Source organism: Escherichia sp. E1130 (genome assembly GCF_005781065.1).
Classification (GTDB): domain Bacteria; phylum Pseudomonadota; class Gammaproteobacteria; order Enterobacterales; family Enterobacteriaceae; genus Escherichia.
Genome location: NZ_VATL01000010.1, coordinates 1 through 16,644, shown reverse-complemented (window position 1 = coordinate 16,644; position 16,644 = coordinate 1). Strand labels below are relative to the sequence as shown.

At 53.3% G+C, this 16,644-nt stretch carries 21 protein-coding genes and 2 pseudogenes; all 23 read right to left on the bottom strand.

The genetic code is table 11. From position 1 onward, the window contains the following. Positions 1 to 467, bottom strand: a pseudogene (locus FEK66_RS10675) (host specificity protein J); the annotation flags it as partial. 60 nt (positions 468 to 527) lie between these two features. Next, on the bottom strand, positions 528 to 1,175 hold the full coding sequence (locus FEK66_RS10670) for a tail assembly protein (protein ID WP_135493965.1): 648 nt from the start codon (positions 1,173 to 1,175) through the stop codon (positions 528 to 530). Continuing rightward, positions 1,073 to 1,816: a C40 family peptidase gene (locus tag FEK66_RS10665; RefSeq protein ID WP_135493967.1), complete on the bottom strand. Its 744-nt coding sequence runs from the start codon at positions 1,814 to 1,816 to the stop codon at positions 1,073 to 1,075. The genes FEK66_RS10670 and FEK66_RS10665 overlap by 103 nt, the downstream gene beginning before the upstream one ends. A 4-nt stretch (positions 1,817 to 1,820) precedes the next feature. Then, the gene (locus FEK66_RS10660) at positions 1,821 to 2,519 is read right to left on the bottom strand and encodes a phage minor tail protein L (protein ID WP_135493969.1); all 699 of its coding nucleotides are present in this window, start codon (positions 2,517 to 2,519) and stop codon (positions 1,821 to 1,823) included. Next, entirely contained in the window at positions 2,519 to 2,860 is a 342-nt protein-coding gene (locus FEK66_RS10655; RefSeq protein WP_135493971.1) for a phage tail protein, read from the bottom strand. The genes FEK66_RS10660 and FEK66_RS10655 overlap by 1 nt, the downstream gene beginning before the upstream one ends. Next, positions 2,853 to 6,065, bottom strand: coding sequence for a phage tail tape measure protein (locus FEK66_RS10650; protein WP_138211462.1), 3,213 nt, complete (start codon positions 6,063 to 6,065; stop codon positions 2,853 to 2,855). Before FEK66_RS10650 ends, FEK66_RS10655 begins: the two co-directional genes overlap by 8 nt. Positions 6,066 to 6,111: 46 nt before the next feature. Continuing rightward, the gene (locus FEK66_RS10645; protein WP_001211636.1) at positions 6,112 to 6,402 is read right to left on the bottom strand and encodes a DUF4035 domain-containing protein; all 291 of its coding nucleotides are present in this window, start codon (positions 6,400 to 6,402) and stop codon (positions 6,112 to 6,114) included. Between the two features lie 11 nt (positions 6,403 to 6,413). Next, positions 6,414 to 6,785: a phage tail assembly chaperone gene (locus FEK66_RS10640; RefSeq protein ID WP_000164661.1), complete on the bottom strand. Its 372-nt coding sequence runs from the start codon at positions 6,783 to 6,785 to the stop codon at positions 6,414 to 6,416. Positions 6,786 to 6,799: 14 nt separating this feature from the next. After that, a complete protein-coding gene (locus FEK66_RS10635) occupies positions 6,800 to 7,504 on the bottom strand; it encodes an immunoglobulin domain-containing protein (protein WP_000097531.1) in 705 nt (234 codons plus the stop codon). Between the two features lie 59 nt (positions 7,505 to 7,563). Further along, the gene (locus tag FEK66_RS10630) at positions 7,564 to 7,908 is read right to left on the bottom strand and encodes a DUF3168 domain-containing protein (RefSeq protein WP_135493973.1); all 345 of its coding nucleotides are present in this window, start codon (positions 7,906 to 7,908) and stop codon (positions 7,564 to 7,566) included. Beyond that, positions 7,905 to 8,354 (bottom strand): HK97-gp10 family putative phage morphogenesis protein, encoded by a 450-nt coding sequence (locus FEK66_RS10625; RefSeq protein ID WP_135493975.1) that lies wholly within the window; start codon positions 8,352 to 8,354, stop codon positions 7,905 to 7,907. Before FEK66_RS10625 ends, FEK66_RS10630 begins: the two co-directional genes overlap by 4 nt. Further along, entirely contained in the window at positions 8,351 to 8,689 is a 339-nt protein-coding gene (locus FEK66_RS10620; RefSeq protein ID WP_097415974.1) for a phage head closure protein, read from the bottom strand. Before FEK66_RS10620 ends, FEK66_RS10625 begins: the two co-directional genes overlap by 4 nt. 9 nt (positions 8,690 to 8,698) lie before the next feature. Continuing rightward, positions 8,699 to 9,004, bottom strand: a complete 306-nt coding sequence (locus tag FEK66_RS10615; protein WP_021543573.1) for a head-tail connector protein — start codon at positions 9,002 to 9,004, stop codon at positions 8,699 to 8,701. A gap of 11 nt (positions 9,005 to 9,015) precedes the next feature. Beyond that, positions 9,016 to 9,204 (bottom strand): hypothetical protein, encoded by a 189-nt coding sequence (locus tag FEK66_RS10610; protein ID WP_135493977.1) that lies wholly within the window; start codon positions 9,202 to 9,204, stop codon positions 9,016 to 9,018. A 49-nt stretch (positions 9,205 to 9,253) separates the two neighbouring features. Further along, positions 9,254 to 10,459 (bottom strand): phage major capsid protein, encoded by a 1,206-nt coding sequence (locus FEK66_RS10605; RefSeq protein WP_001393068.1) that lies wholly within the window; start codon positions 10,457 to 10,459, stop codon positions 9,254 to 9,256. 14 nt (positions 10,460 to 10,473) lie between these two features. Further along, positions 10,474 to 11,124 (bottom strand): HK97 family phage prohead protease, encoded by a 651-nt coding sequence (locus tag FEK66_RS10600; RefSeq protein WP_001193631.1) that lies wholly within the window; start codon positions 11,122 to 11,124, stop codon positions 10,474 to 10,476. After that, positions 11,102 to 12,343 (bottom strand): phage portal protein, encoded by a 1,242-nt coding sequence (locus tag FEK66_RS10595; protein ID WP_135493979.1) that lies wholly within the window; start codon positions 12,341 to 12,343, stop codon positions 11,102 to 11,104. The genes FEK66_RS10600 and FEK66_RS10595 overlap by 23 nt, the downstream gene beginning before the upstream one ends. Next, a complete protein-coding gene (gene ymfR / locus FEK66_RS10590) occupies positions 12,343 to 12,525 on the bottom strand; it encodes a protein YmfR (protein ID WP_135493981.1) in 183 nt (60 codons plus the stop codon). Before ymfR ends, FEK66_RS10595 begins: the two co-directional genes overlap by 1 nt. A gap of 11 nt (positions 12,526 to 12,536) precedes the next feature. Next, positions 12,537 to 14,270, bottom strand: coding sequence for a terminase large subunit (locus FEK66_RS10585; RefSeq protein ID WP_240783240.1), 1,734 nt, complete (start codon positions 14,268 to 14,270; stop codon positions 12,537 to 12,539). Beyond that, the gene (locus tag FEK66_RS10580) at positions 14,267 to 14,761 is read right to left on the bottom strand and encodes a phage terminase small subunit P27 family (protein ID WP_000929184.1); all 495 of its coding nucleotides are present in this window, start codon (positions 14,759 to 14,761) and stop codon (positions 14,267 to 14,269) included. Before FEK66_RS10580 ends, FEK66_RS10585 begins: the two co-directional genes overlap by 4 nt. Before the next feature lie 125 nt (positions 14,762 to 14,886). Beyond that, positions 14,887 to 15,237, bottom strand: a complete 351-nt coding sequence (locus FEK66_RS10575) for an HNH endonuclease signature motif containing protein (RefSeq protein WP_135493983.1) — start codon at positions 15,235 to 15,237, stop codon at positions 14,887 to 14,889. Positions 15,238 to 15,510: 273 nt separating this feature from the next. Further along, a pseudogene (locus tag FEK66_RS10570) lies at positions 15,511 to 16,007 on the bottom strand (KilA-N domain-containing protein). Positions 16,008 to 16,183: 176 nt separating this feature from the next. Beyond that, a complete protein-coding gene (locus tag FEK66_RS10565; protein ID WP_135493985.1) occupies positions 16,184 to 16,621 on the bottom strand; it encodes a lysis protein in 438 nt (145 codons plus the stop codon). Positions 16,622 to 16,644 lie beyond the last annotated feature (23 nt).

Genomic DNA, 16,644 nt, shown 5'->3' with positions numbered 1-16,644 from the left:
TTAATGGTGATGTCTTTTTCCGTCACCCAGCCACCGTTACGTTGTATCTGAACCAGCAGGCGGACTTCCGACGGATTCCTGTCACCCTTTGAGGTGGTTTCCACCAGTGCCTGCACACCGAAGGTAAAACGCAGACGATCGATGTTTGCAGACGTGATGGTCCGGGTGATCGGCGTGTCATATTTCACTTCCGTACCCAGCACCGTCTCGGAACCGGAGGATTCAAATCCCTCCGGCGGTGCCTGCTCCTGCTCACCTGCCCGGAACACCACCGTGACACCGGAGATGTTGGCATCCCCCTCACTGTCCAGCACCGGTGTACTGTTCAGCAGCACGCTTTTTAATCCATCCACCGGACCTTCAATCGGCCCTTCGCTGATGGCATCAATCACACTCAGTAACTGCGTGGATTTCAGGTTGTCCTTCGCTTCGCGCGGGGTATGCCCCTTACTGCTGCCTTTACCCATTCGTCATGCTCCATAAACGACAAAACCGCCCGCAGGCGGTTTCACATAAAACATTCTGCATCAGCGACCAATCACCACGATTTCACCACCATCCCCTTCGTCTGCCGTGCTGATTTCCTGCGAAATTACCCGTGACCCCACACGCATTTCACCGTACAGAACAGGCAGAACATTGCCCTGGGCAACCATGTTATCCAGTGATGAGAAATAGGTGTTCTGTTTGCCGTTATCTGTACTGGCTGCCGTGGGCGTCCTGGCTTTCGGTGCCAGCATCTGCGCCACACCGCCCAGGATCATACTGGCCCCTGCCGCATACATGCCCGATATAGCCGCGGCACCCAGCCAGCCCACAGGGTTCCACCATGCCACCGCAATCAGCGCCGCCCCCAGCACAGCCTGAAACACACCGCCACTTTTAGCTCCCGCCAGACGCGGCACGATATGGATCACGGCACCATTTGCCAGCGGCTCATTAAGACGGGCAGATAATTCGGTTTCACCTGCATCACGCCCGGCAATGCGCACCTGATACCAGCCGTCATTCAGTTTCTGACGAAACGCCGGGACCTGTGTGGACAGCGCCCGGATGGCTTCAGCCCCCGTTTTTACACGAAGGTCGATGCGGCGGCCAAATCGTTGTAAATCCCCGTAAAGGCAGATGCGTGCCATGCCCGGTGACGCCAGAGGGAGTGTGTGCGTCGCTGCCATTTGTCGGTATACCTCTCTCGTTTGCTCAGTTGTTCAGGAATATGGTGCAGCAGCTCGCCGTCACCACAGTAAATGGCGGCATGATTCGGCACCGATGAACCAAAACAGCACAGCAGCACATCGCCCGGCTGCGCCGCTGACAACGGCACCTGATACAGCCCTGTGGCCTCCAGATTATCCAGATAGAGATTCTGACCGTGACGCCACCAGTCATCCCCGCGATGAAAATCCGGCATCTCAATCCCCGCCAGATGATAAGCATCCCGGAACAGCGTGTAACAGTCCGTCACCCCGTGCTCAAAGCACCGCCCGGTAAGATGTGGCACACAGCGGAACTTGTGAATCGCCCCGCTGCAGACCAGCCACCACGGCAAATCACTCTGCACCTGCAGCCGCCGGTCAGCCTCACTCAGCCAGGGCAGCCCCCCGGGGTGACTGTGGACCAGCGCCACAATCTCACCCTGCGTTTCGGCCTGCAGCCAGTCCTCCGGCGACATCCGGAAATACTCCTCCGGCTCACCGGAGATATTCACGCAGGGAAAATATCTTTCCCCTTCCGGCGTTCTCACCACGAAGCCGCACGACTCCGCTGGCGCACATCGCCGGGCGTGCGCCAGAATCGCTGATTCTGTTTCTGTCATGGGTTTACTGCGAAAGTTTGTTAATGGAAAGGAAGCCGCCAAAGTTGCCGACATTATTGCGGAACTTACAGCCACTCAGGCATTTGCTGCATTTATCCTTCGTGATATCGGACGTTGGCTGGTCATATTCATCCGCGACCGCCGGACCGTTATAACCGCACTCATCACCGCGATAGGTCCAGGTGCAGGTGTTGGCCAGCATGATACGCCCCGGGAAAACGGCACCATCCGTTTCCGTCGGTGTGGACAACACAAAGGAGGCACTGACCGCGCTCAGTTCGCTGCACTGCTCGATGCGCCAGCGGCTGATCACCTCCTGCTCCGGATCGGCGTCGCTGTTTCCGTTGACGAAGTTCACCGCATCCAGAAAACGGGCGTAAACCTTACGCCGGACCACCGTTCCGCCGACCAGACTCTGCAGATCTTCCGCCATCCCGGTGACCATGCCGTGCAGATTAGAGACTTTCAGCGTTGGCCTTGCACTGGCTCCTTTGCCGTTCATCTCAAATCCACTTCCCTGAATGGGATAGGCCTGATACTGCCGCCCCTGCCAGGTGACTGGTTCACCTTTTTCGTTCTGCTCATTACAGAAGAAATAACGCTCTCCGCCGACCTCTGTCAGATCAATTTCCCAGAGCACGACCAGCGCGGATTGCTCCGTTTTAGTACACTCATTGAGTGTTTCCTGCTGTATATCCTGCATCAGTGAGTGACCTCTTCAAAGGTACAGTTAAAATCGGTATACATGGCATTATCCGAAATGCTCCACTCCCTGCAGACAACCCGGACAGTCCTGTTGTGTTTTGGCGGACGCCACAAAAAAGCACGCATCCCGGCATGACGGGATAAAAAACTGTCCAGCGCGGCACGGGAATATTCATCCGTGACACGAAATACCGGTTTAAACGTTTTCAGATCTGCATTCAGACCACCAGCCCGTCGCTGTTCATATCCGTCACCGAACTTTACCGTAATAACAGATGGCTTTCGTGTCGTCTCCATCCCCTCGCGGGGGATCCAGTTAAAAACTTCAGACTCAGGCACTGCATAATCCTCCGTCCCGACGTGATGACTGCATAATTGACACAACCCTGCTGTCGATCAGATCCACCAGCCCCCTGGCTGACTGCGTATCTATCTCGCCATTGCTCCCTTTATTCTGAATACTGATGTGATACACGGGAGAATAAACAAATCCCCCGCCACCATTCACATTGCCAATGGCTCTGACTCCAAGAGAGCCGTCCGCTGCCCGGGTCAGTGGCATGATAGCTTCAGGCCCGGCCTCGCCCATCAGCCCGGCACCTTTCGCAAAAGCAAAATACGTCGGGGTATCCACAATGGTGTTACTGTAAGCACTCAAATTTGCCGATGTATAAACACCACCTTTTGCGTTTGCCACTGCACCGGAAAGCCAGTCGCCGACTGTACCAAGCCATCCTCCGGCACCGGACATGCTTTTGGAAAGTGACTTCAGCCCGTTAACGATGGCAGCGTTCATCAGAATTTTTGAAACTTCCTGGAGAATTGAACTCCCCCAGTTTCGCCAGTCCACAACATTTCCGGCCAGTGCATCGGAAATATTTGATACCAGCCCGTCCATAGTGGAAACGACAGCATCTGCCGCCTGCGAAGCATAATCGGTGGCACTGTCTGCCCAGTTCGTCAGTCCCTCCTGGAGGCCGGCATTCCAGTCACTGCGTAAAGCATCAGCCTTTGCATAATAATCCTGCTGATCGCTGAGACGCTCTTCCAGATATTTTTCATTCAGCGATTTTTCCTGTTTCCACAGGGCTTCTTCAATTTCTCCGGCCTGATACTGTCTCAGTAGCTCGTTATTTTTCTGCTCAAACGCCTGCCGGATACTCCACATTTCCTGGAGTCGTTCACGCATCCGTGAGCCTTCACCATATCCCAGCAACTGCGCGTCGTCAGATGCCCGGGCACTGGCATTACTGTCCGCCAGACTGCTTTCATACGCGGCAAGCTGCTCACGAATCTTTTTCTGGTCGATGAGTGCCGCATTCTGTAAAAGCGTTTTTTTCTGCGCTTCTGACAGGGTTGATAATTCGCCCTGACTGACCTGATATTTCATCTTAGCCAGTTCAGTATTCTGCCCTGCCAGTGCTATCTGTTCTTTTTGCTGTTTAATCAGCCGTTTATAAATATCTTCTGTTTTTTCCGCTTCGGTCTTTTTATGCGTTTTGGGTTTATTTGCCTGGTTATTTCGCCAGGCATCCAGTGAGTTATTGATATAATTCTGTCTGGCTGTCTGATACGCCTCTCCCACAAAGCCGAGATCATCCGCAGCATAGCCCAGTCGGGCACGCTCACGCGCTTCCCCCTTAAGGCGGGACAGAGCCAGTTCGCGCTTGCTGTTATTCAGTGCGGTCTGCTGTTTATCATCCAGGGTTGCCTGTGGTAGCCGTAACGGTACATTCACCAGCCCCTGTCGCTGCTGAAGTAATTCATTACCAAGCCCAAGAAGGCGATTAAACTCGGTATGCTGCCCATTCATGATCAACAGGGACTGATACGCTTTGTTTTGTTCCGCCGCCTGTTGACGGATCAACGCCACCCGTCGCTCCTCCAGCCCGGCAAGCACATCCTGAATAGATTGCGCTTTGCCCTGCATTTGAGTGAGACGGGATTGTTCAACTGCCAGTTGATTTGTTGCTTCGGCAAGCCCTTTAAGGATGATTTCAGCACCCGAACCACTCTGCGAACTTTCATCAAGCCAACGTTGATAATCAGCAATTTGATTTTTCAGTCCGCGAATTTTTCCTTCCTGTTCGCTAATCAGGCGATTTTGTTCCTCCAGTGCCTGCCGCGTCTTTTCCTCATTATCTGACGCTTCAGGAAGCGACATTGCCGACGTTTTCTGGCGAATTTCGTCGATTGTTGCGGCATACTGACGTGCAGATTCTCTGGCCTGCTCCTGATTCTGATACATCGTGTACCAGGCCGCAGCCCCCAGCATGACAAGCCCCGGCACACCACCAACCAGCCCCAGTGCCCCTCTTAACAGACGACTCCCCACTGACGTGACAGTATTCAGCGTTGTCTGTGCTGCTGTTCTGGCCGCAATATTACGGGTAAGTGACGCCTGAGCAGCTGTCAGCTTCGCTTCTGCGGCTGCCTGCCTTTCAGTACCACGGGTAGCCGCAACCGCCTGTTGCGCACGATAAACCGCCGCACGCGCCCTGGCTGTTGCTATCTGTGTCCCCCGAAGTTGCGCTTCCGCAAGAGCCACTTCGTTTCTGGCTGCAGTAATTAATCCGGCAGTTGCAGATCCAGCAGAAGACGCCATATTGCCAAAATATCGGGCTACCCCGACGGCAACCAGAGCACCGGCAGCGGTTGCCACAGTGTCAATATTGCCTGCAATACCATTCAGCACACCGGAGAGCGTCTTCGTCACTCCGCTTGCCTCGTTCGCACCACCAACCCAGGCCATAAAGGCGTTTTCAACTTTGGTTGCAGAGGATGAAACCGTATCAGGCATTGCCGCATATTCATCACGTAATGCCCCAAGCTGACTAACCAGTGCAGGAACAACCTTATCGGCGGTCAACTTTCCGTTATCCGCCATGGCCTTCAGATCCTTACGGGCAACCCCCATTCCCGCAGCCAGCGCACGAATAACACGATCGCCGTTCTCATTCACCGAGTTAAACTCTTCACCGCGTAGCACTCCCTGCGCCAGTGCCTGACTGAACTGCGTGATCACCGAACTGGCTTCTGCTGTACTGGCACCGGATAATTTCAGGCCCGTGGAGATCGCCTCGGTGACTTTCAGTACCTCCTCAGAACTGTAACCATACTCCCGCATGGAAGCTGCAGAACGTGCAAAAAGGCTGGCGTTATCAGAAAACGCCGTCCCCGTTCTCTGGCTGATCGCCATTAATTCACGCTGTGATGCCTGAAAATCATCACTGGACTGTGAGGCCTGCTTCAGACGGGCATTTACTGAATTCCACTCATCGGCGAGAGAAATAAGATGACCGGTAGCAAAAGCCCCGGCAAATGCCCCCGCCATATTCAGTGCCGAAGATTTAGCTGTATTTATTTGATCCGTCACTTCTGCCAGTGCACGCCGCATTTCACGGGATGCAGCAGCGGACTGCCGGCCTCCGTTCTGCATGGTACGGTAGTAATCCTGCCCCATACGCGAAGCCCGGGAGATCTCTGACTGGAATGACCGGGAATTTGCCGAGATTTTAATAATCAGTTCACGTAATGTCGCCACACTCATTCTCCGGACGAAAAAAAACCGCCGAAGCGGTTATGTTGACTCACTGAGACACTATTAAAAGCGCGTTTTCCAGTCCGGCAAATGGATCTGATACGCCTTCTGTCTGCTCCTTCTCCCACTGAAGAAGCGCATCATTCAGTGGCACTTTGACCCCCTGCGCACCGTAAACAGCTGAAACAATCTGGGCAGCCCGGATATCAGCCCGTTCGTCCCCCAGCGGGCTGAACCTGTCAAATTCTGCCCACATCATGATTTCTGATGCGGACATTTCCCGGCGTAACTCTGACAATGTGCGCCCCATCCTGAGCGCCAGCATCATCAGAAAACGCATCCCCGGAATCGCTACTTTTTTTTAACCTCGCCGGCATCACTGATCAGTTCCAGAGACTGCCGAAGAAGCCGCGCATGCACCGGGCCATACACGGCAATCACCTGTTCACGATCATCCTCTGAAAATACAGGTTGCAGTCCGGTATCACACAGAACATCGATGAACAGTTCAACATCCGCTTCCAGATTTCGGCGGGCGCGCTCCGCAACGGATAGCGGTGTCTCATCATCTTTTGCTTTAACGATCTCCTGCCAGCGCAACCAGGCTTCTGCAGAAGGTTCCCGTAATACAACCGTTGCCCCTTCCCATTCAGGCACATCAACAGTTTTATGGCGAAACCCCGACATCGTTGCCAGTGCCAGATTACGGATATTTTTAGTCATCACATCTATCCTCATTAACTGACGGTTACAGTGCAGGAAGTGGAGGTCACTTTGTTAACCGGGCTTGCTGAATCAGAAATCTCGCAGGTATATGCGCCCGCATCACCGGATACTGCCGATGCCTTACTGAACGTTGCCGCCGTCTGTCCGGAAACAGGAGAACTACCTTTCTTCCAGACATAAGAATAAGGCGGCACACCACCGGCAGCCTCAACCATCATTTCGAGTTTCGCTCCGGCAGAAACCTGCAGCGTGCTGTTTAAATCGACCTTCACTTTCAGTGGCTCTGTCGTCAGCACAGGTTTACCTTTCAGGCGCAGGGAAAACGTTGCAGCCACAACACCGTTGGTTCCTGCAGACCAGGTATGCTGACGCACCTCTGCCATAAAGGTAAATCCGTTTCCTGACGGAAAAATAACTTTAAAGCCATACGTGGTATCATTGTCATAGGCACTGCGCAACGCGTTCTGGGCAGCATTGAGGTAAAAGTTGCCTGACATGGAAATCTCTGACGCGGCACCAAGACCGTTAATATTTTCCTGCTCAACAGAACACAGCGTGGTGACATCAATATCCTGCTTTTGTCCTGCGGTAAACTGCACCTCTTTGATTGTACAGCTCAGGCCAAGATAGCTGGCAGAATCCAGGGTTTCTGCTGTTACCGGTGCAGACGAAATCATAATTTTCGTCAGTTGCGAACGCTCAAAATTAGAGGACATACTCGTCTCCTGAAAATAAAAAACCCGCCAGCGGCGGGTGGGTAAAATCATTAACAACCTCAGGCTATTACCTGAAATTCAAGCGTGGCTCTGCTCAGACGGGAATCAGGATCATAACCCTGAGTTTTAGAAATAACGGAGGGTACAAGTTGCCTTACCGCATCAAGCGCCTGTTCCCGAATATCATCTGCGTCATCAGGTACTGTCGCCCAGACATCGATCTGCACGACAATTCTGGATTCAGCCTGACCATCAAGCACATCAGACGCCGTGTCAGACACCACTGAAAACACCAGCCACGGTGGAGATACCGCAGGCTTTCCCTCCGTCAGCGGGACCACATAAGGATAAACCTGCCCTCCGGCCAGTTGGGACAAAAGAGCATACAGCGTGGCTTCTCTCATTTACTCAGCACCCCATCAATAGCCTGATTCATATGCTTCATGGCAACCTGCGCTGCCAGCTCCTCTGTCGTATCGAAAGCCGGGCGAATGAATGGATGCGCGGGCATGTTTATCGTTCCCAGCTCCACGAAACGCCAGTAAAACGCATTTCGGGGATCGCTGGCTTTCATGCTGTTATCACTGTTTCCGGTTCGCAGGTTCCGTCCACGAATGTGGACACCCGAGATAATTTCCCCCCGACGCTTTGAACGCTGAGTGAGAACAACCACATTTTTCTTCAGTTTCCCGGTTCGCTCCGGCGCACGTTCAACAACTGCATCCCGCATAACCTCTGCACCGGCACGGGAGGCATCGCGAAGCACCTTATTACTCTCTGCTCTGCTGAGAAGTTCCAGATCTCTTGCAATATCCGCCAGGCCAGAAAAATCCAGACTAAAATCCGTCACATTCCACCTCTCTGGCTGCAAAGTATTTCAAGCCTGGAGGATCGTGCGTCTGGGATCGGCGGCCCGTCGATATTCAGAATGGCTCCCTTGAATGCCCCTGTCAGCACTTTCAGACGTGAGGCGGCCGTCACATCGCGCCGGAATCGCATCCAGACTCTTACTGTTGTCTGCGCTGTTTCCGCACCGCCCGATATACGTTCCCGCCCACTGATCCCCTTAACCTCTGCCCATACCGTAGCCCCCTCTTTCAGGGTTTCCTCCAGGTGACCAGAAGGGGTACGGGAGGTCGTAATATTCAGAATAACCACGCGATCACGTAATCTTCCTGCCTGCATGAAATCCTCCTATGTTCCGGGATGAAACCGATACATTCGGAGTCCGGTATAGAAAAAATCAGGCACAGCATCCTGCATTTCCCTGTTCTCGTACCAGTAGCCAACCAGTTGCATAAGACGCAGCTTTATCAGCGGTGTTATTACAAGCCCGGTCGTATCCTGATCAGGAACAGTTTCATCGTGAAGTGTCCGGTTTAAAAACTTTTCAGCCTCTTCTCTGGCTGCTGCCAGATACATCATAAGAAGTGCATTCTCCTGTTCATTGTCATCATCAATCCGGCACTGAACACGAAGCTCTTCCAGAGTAGGCATCATTTGGGCTACCTCTATGAATGCTGTTTTTTAGCCTTATCAGATACCCGTGCAACAGGTGTTCTCTTATCAGAAACAATCCCTGCTGCAGTGGCAATTTCACGTACCCGTTCGGGTAATTCTTTATCTTCATACTCACCAGAACGAATGATCTCAACGCGCATACCGTCCGGTGACCATTTCAGATCTTGTTTCAGGATCATGATTCTTTCACCTGTCAGAACAGGGGCGCAATTCAGCGCCCCTGAGTGATTACGCCGCTGCAATCTTCAGCAGTTTGATGGCCTGCGAATCGACCAGCATGCCGCCGGTGCGCTTGGTGGTATAAAAACCGACAAACGGTTTATTGGTGTACGGATCACGCAGAATGCGGGTACCGATACGGTCAACGATGGTGTAACCCCGCTTGAAGTTACCAAATGCAATAGCTTTCGCATCAGCGGCGATATCCGGCATCTGTTCGTTTTCAGCGATACCGTAACCCGCCAGAGAGGACGGTTGCCCCAGCTCCAGCCCCGGACGCCACAGATAGTTACCCTCGGTGTCTTTCAGCAGACGGATGGCAAACAGGCTGTTGTTGTTCATCATGAACTTCGCGCCAGTGCGGTGTGCCTTACGCAGCGTGTAAATCAGTTTGATAATGGCGTCTGCGGTCACCGTCGTCGCTTCACCGGATACAATATGCTGAAGTTTACCGAACGCACGAACCTTATCGGTTTCATCGGTGGATTCATACGCCAGGAACCCTTTTGGCTTCTTGGTGCCATCACCGGTGGTAAAGGCAATTTCTTCCTGTTCGGCAAATTCGGTCGCCAGCTCGCTGTTGATCCAGGCCTCCACGTTGAAGAAGGCATCATCCAGCATTTTCTGAGTGGCCTGCGGGTTACCGTAGATTTCCCCCATGAAAGGTTCAATCAGTCCCAGTTTTGAGGTGGCAGTCTGGGAGCGCGCGTCAGTCTCGCCAACCCATCCGGAAGCCGTGCCGCCCAGATTCACCAGTTTTTTGTAGTCGGAACCGCCAACGGTGATCACCGTGGCTTCCTGGCGCATCACCACTTCATCTTTCAGCAGGGTGAGAATGTTGCGATCCAGTGCTTCCGGCACGGCATAGCCGCCGTCTTCATCGGTGCCCACCTGTAATGCCTTGCGCTCCAGATCGCGCAGACCATCTTCACGGCCTTTACGCAGGAAGCCCACAAACGCTTCTTTATGCTCGGTGGCCAGTTTATTTTGCGCACCACCTGCCGGACGTTTCAGCTCAAGCAGCTCTTTTTCAAGATCGCTTTTGAGGTTTTCCAGCTCGCTGAGTTTCCCGTTCAGGGTTTCCACCTGCCCGGCAAGTTTGCCTTTTTCCTGCTCAATCGCATCCACGCGCTTGTCGTTCTTTGCTTTGAAGTCGTCAAACTTCTGCTGCAGCTCCTGCGCGACCTGTTCCACATCTTTAATATCAACCGCCATCGTATTTCTCCTGATTAGAAGTTCAGATTTTTCAGTGCATTCAGTGCAGAGCCCACATCCTCAGCGTCGCGCAGGGACAGTGCGCCATAGCCCCCGGCCATGAATGCTTTGGCCTGGGTACGGGAGAGTCCGACATCACGCAGGACTCTTTCGATTTTTTTCTGTTCGGGGATTTCACCGCGGGCCAGCGCGTTCTTGACGTCGCTGATCCGCGCCTCGTCGTTAGACGGGAACGTCACCAGACTGACTTCCCAGAGGTCGATTTCTTTCAGCAGAAAGGCTTCTTTACTCCGGTCGTATTCCCAGTCTTTCAGGACGTACCCAATAGAAAGGCCGGTTAACGAACCGGCCTTCATGTGTGCATGTGCGCGTTTTGCGAGGGGATCATCATCAATGAGCAACCGTCCCCTGACGTAAAGCCCGACATCGTCTTCCTTCATTTCGGTATAAACACCGATGGGTTCATCCATGCGGTGCTGCCAGAGCAGCGCAGGTAACGCTTTTCTGTCACTCCACGCCCGCAGGGAAGCAGCAAATGCCCCGGACATCACCACATCATCGTGGCTGTCCTTTACACCAAAGACGGAGCCATACCCTTCAAACTCACCGGAGTCACTGACAGATTTCAGACTCAGCGGTACATCAAGACGTTGTTTCGTCTGCATTGGCGTTATCCTTCTGCTTACCGGCTTTACTGCCATCGGAGGGTTTCGTGGTCATGTTCATCGGTGTGAGATAGACATCACCACCGGGACGCGGATTCATATCTTCCAGGTCGCGGCAGTCATTGGGAGAGTAAATTCCCCAGTTGATCCCGGTGGCGTAGGCTTCAAAACGGGACTTCATATCCCCGCGCAGTAACGCCCCGGCGTTAAATTTGGCGTAATAAATGCCCTGCTTACTTTTTCGTACCAGTCCGGTGTTGATCCGCTGCTCAATGCGGGTCAGATACGGCACCAGTGAATAGTTGATAAATCCCAGCCCCAGCTCTTCGATATTGTTGAAGGTGGCGCGATCGGTGTTCTGCACCATATGCAATGGCACCCGGAACAGACGACAGATTTCTTCAAGCTGAAACTTGCGGGTTTCCAGGAACTGGCTGTCCTCGGCGTTCAATGCCATCGACTTCCAGTCCAGCCCCATCTCAAGGATCATCGGGCGGTGAGCATTGCCAAGCCCGGTGTGACGCTCCTCAAAATCTTTCTTCAGGCGCTCATAAGCCTGATCCGACAGCGTCTGTTCTGTACGCAACACACCGGACGTCACCGCGCCATTGCTGAACAGTCTGGCACCGTGTTCTTCAGTCGCTGCTGCCAGCGATATTGCCTCGCGGGCATAGGCGATGGGATTCAGTCCCACCAGACCGTCCAGCGTCAGCGTGCGCACATGCCAGATATCCTCCTGGGTCAGCACATCCGTTGAGCCGTCCGGGAATGTGACCTGATAGACCGGCTCCCAGCTACTGTTAAGCTTCGGTACCACACAGCCGGGATCGACGGGCAGCAGTTCAGCCACTTCGCCAAATGCTTTCACTTTGTAGGCGTAAAAGTTGCCCCGCAGGCACAGACAGGTGACCACCAGCTCCCAGAACTCCTGCGGCGTCATATAGCCATTAGGATGCGAGGAGATCAGCTTATGCAGACGTTCGCCAGTGGCTCTCTGCTTCAGACCGCCATTCAGGTGATACAGGTTGCAGGGCAACATCCCGACCGACTCCGCCAGCACCCTGACGCAGGAAAAAACCGCCGTCAGTCGCATGGCCCGCTGACTGCTGATCTGCTTTCCGGTATAGGTGTCGTAGGACAACCCGATAGCATCCGCCAGCTCTGCTGGCGTGGTCACCGGTGCGTCACTTTTTCGTTGAAATAATCCCGAAAAGAACACTATTTACCTCCGCCGACAGACTGCTGTGTACGGTCGAGATATCGCGCCACCAGCCACGACCAGAACAGGCACAACGCCCCGGCAACAACAAAACCCACCGGGGGATAAATCAGCCAGGCACCATACGCCAGCAAAAGCGCCCCCAGCACGCCTACCAGAGGCGCGAGAATCAGCATGATCATAATTACCTCAGTTAAAGCGAGCGGATCCCGTAGGACTCAATGTGGTCAGACAGCGTGTCTTCTTTCTCGTACAGCATGGCTCTGCCAACCGCCATAATCAGCGCAACTGCACCATCGATTTTGTTTTCCGCCTGCTCTTTGACGGGCTTCACCACATCATCGTTACCCGGAATGGTTTTTCCGACCACGTTGCCGATACACCAGGTCATGATGGGATTGCCATCATGATGAAAGCGCCCCGATTCAATTGCCGCTTCCAGCTCTTTCATCGGGTCGGACATGTTGGTGTAGTTCTGAATGATGGTGACGGGGTTCAGGTCTTCATCAGCAAGGTCATGTGACAGCCCGGTCGCCCCGAAGGGGTCGATGGGTGACTCGCTGACCGGGCTGATTTTGTTCGCCGCTTTGGCCTCTTCGAGGATGTAGCGATAATCCACCTCTGCACCATCGGTAACGGTCAGAACGCCCATTTCCACCCATTTCTGAAAGCGTTCGGCTGTCCGGCGATCTTCATTTTTCTCGACGCTATACACCGTGTCATACGGTACCCAGAAACGCGGGGCCACACTGTAGTAATGCGTTTTACCGTCAATCTCGCGGGTATAAAGTCGCGCCATGCTGTTCATATCCAGCTTACGCGCCAGGTCAAAGGCCAGAATGCACGGCTGCCCCTCGAATTGCTCAAGAGTCAGTGATTTATCCTCGCAGCTCTGCCAGCTCACCAGGTTGAAATACGCCGAACGCGCCGACACCCAGATATTGAGGTGTTTTGTTTTAAAGACGTTTGCCAGACGGGCGTTATTTTTCGCACGCTGTTGCTGACTTAACAAAAACTCACGGTAAACCGACACCCCGATATTCGGGTTGGCTTTTTCCAGCACCTGTGGGTCGGTCCAGTCGTCACCTTCGTCAACGGTATAGATGATCCCGAACAGTTCATCGTTGGGTACCGAACCGTTGAGCATCTCGATAACTTCCCGCCGTTTGTCGTAGCACGGCCCCTCAATGTTGTACCCGGCGGTAGTGATAGCCCACATCAGTGGCTGACGTCGCGCCCCCATCCCGGTAATCATCGTGGTGTAAAGCGCATCTGTGGCGTGCTCGTGATATTCATCCACCACCGCACAGTGGGGTGATGAACCATCACCGGGGTTACCGATCAGCGGTTCAAACCGCGCCCCATCCTCCGGACGGTTCATGTTTGAGGCGTTAACCTCAATCCCGAACGCTTCCGTCAGCATTGGTGTGCGTTTACACATCAGTCGCGCCGGGCGAAAAACTTCCCACGCCTGTTTCTCTGTCGTGGCACCGGAATACACTTCCGCGCCAAACTCGTTATCACAGGCAAAACAATACAGGGCAACACCGGCAGAGATTGCCGATTTGCCGTTTTTACGGGGAATTTCGGTATACACCTCCCGGAAGCGGCGCAACCGGGTGCCTTTATTGACCCAGCCAAACGCACAGCAGATCACAAATAGCTGCCACGGCTCCAGCGTGATGGGCATCCGTTTAAATGCCCACTCACCCTTGGTGTGCGGCAACAGCTGAATAAATTTGGCGGCCCGTTCAGCCAGGTCCTTGTCGAAGCGGTAACGAAACGACTTACTTTTTTCCGCCATCAGGTCATCAAGATGGCGCTGGCAGGCCTGAATCACAAACTGGCAGGCAACAATCTTTCCGCGCACGACATCCCGGGCATACTGATTTGCAGCATTTACGTTGGGGTAAGATTTCCGGCTCATGATTCGATAATTTTCAGAAACGGGTTAGTGGCTTTCTTCTGCCCCGCCAGGCCAATCAGACGCTGGCGGCTGCTGGGGTCGAGTCCGAGCATTGCCCCCGTACTGCTCATCTCGGACTCCTGTTCTTTTTTGGCGGTCAGCTCCGGATTTTTGACCATGCCGCCCATTGCACCGGTGATGGTGTTGCCCTGTCTGGCAATATTTTTCACAGCACGTCGCCAGAACTCATAGGCTACGCACCACCGCTCAAGCACCGCAAGGTCAGTCACGCACAGCAGGCCCTGACCGCAGAGTTCTTTGGTTGTCAGTTGCCACATGATCGTGGCGAGAGGGAGCTCTTCTTCAGCGAACCACTCCGGTGGCTCAACACCTTTGATGGGCGTAAAAACGGGTTCATCTTTGTTCAGGGCTCGCTTGCCGGGGTTTCCGGCCAGCGCCTTGCGCGCCGTTGGCTTGGGGCGACGCCCGGAACGCCCCGCCGTTCCAGCCATATGCGGCACTCCTGGTTAAATTTCATTTTTCGCGGGTATAAAAAAACGATGGGGCGGGCAGTCCGGAAGACGTCAGGTCACAGGGATTTGACCCGCCCCTCCCCTCAGACAGTTGAGAATTATTATCAATTAAGCCGTTCACGGGCCGTCTTCGCCTTATGACACGGCCAGCACAGGCTCTGCAGATTACTGTCTGAATCTGTGCCGCCATGCGCTTTAGGGATGATGTGGTCAACGGTTTTCGCCTCGCGCACCACACCAGCACGCAGGCACAACTGGCACAGGCCTTTGTCACGCTTCAGCACACGCGCGCGGATACCGTCCCACTTCGAACCATAACCGCGCTGATGACGGGATTGTCCTGGCTTGTATTGCTTCCAGCCTTCGCTTTTGTGGCTTTCGCAATAGCCGGAAGGAGCAGTGGTGGTATGGCGGCAGCCGCGAACACGGCAGGCTCTGGGGATTAAGGCAGGCATGATAAATCGACTCGTTTAACTCTTCTGTGTCTACAACGCAAATCACAAACTCCGCATTCTTCCCTCCATTAAAACTGAATATTGAAGAGGGATTATGAAAAAAGATCATTTAATCAATCTGATAATCAATATCTTACTTAAGATGATAATAAAGCTTTGCGCAAATTGGATATTGGAACACTTCCACATATGGTTGAACCATCTGCTGTCTTACATGAGCTGACACTGTTCATCCGCACACGAGTGGTGTGGTAGGCATATTGATTCGAGCGTTTATGAATGCAGCCCGGGTATTGTGAGCTGCAGCTGGGTAGCCAGGCTACTAATTTCGGCCATCAGAACTGGCTTGGTGTAACGCCATGCAGCCAGGCCCTGCCCGCAGAAGCTCGCCATATCTTTCTTCTGATCAAACTCGTGACACTTCATATTGAGCTGTGCACTTAAGCTGCTGCGATGCTGAAGCTCTCCGGTGAAGTAGTCATCGAGGACTTTATAGGCTGCATATTTAAACCCAGGGTTTAGCCATGCCGCGTAATCATAAGCAACAAACTTTCCTCCATATGTTCCACCGTGTACACCGCGCTCCGTAAAAACCACAGATTCGTGGTTTTTCTCCAGCTCGGCTAAGAACTCTTTGGTCTGCTTGTTTCGCAGGTAGTGGTACGGAGATTCAGATTCACTTTTACCACTGGCTTTCCACATGTCAGTGAGGCAGATCATTCCTGATTCATCAACACGGATCGAATATTAAAAAGCGTGATTGCTTTCATAGCGTTTTTACCTTTTAGAAAATTGAGCCTGTCCCACAGAAAAGCCGCCCCGAGATGGTCGCCACCATATACGGCAGTTCTCAGGCTCAACTTTCTGAAAGGCTCGGGTGATAATATGCGCGTGGGAGGCGCGGTGAATTTCAGATGTCAAAAAGCCAGCGATTAATCTGGCTCTGTTAATTCAAACACTGCGTTCTGATGTACTCCTGCAAGTAGTTAACCTGCGCGGTTATCCTGTCGATTCCACTTCGGAGACGGTAATAATTGAGTTCAGCATCTGCTGTAAGTCTTGGGCTTTCTCCATCGCCCATGCCGCTGGCTCCGGTCGTTGACTTTGCACAGGTGGCGGCGACTTGCAGGCGCTTACGACCAGCAGAAACATCAGCACGGAGACTTTCGATAGTCGCGTTAGCATCAGCAAGCTCCTTTGTGTATCTGGCGTCGAGTTCTGCTACATCACGTTGACGCTTCTGCATGTCAGCGATGATGTACGTGGCTTTATCGCGCTGGTCTTTGTAGGCGATGGCGTTATCACGGTAATGATTAACAGCCCATGACAGGCAGACGATGATGCAGATAACCAGAACAGAGATAATCGCGGTTACCCTGCTCATTGTTGCCCCCACAAACAGACCTC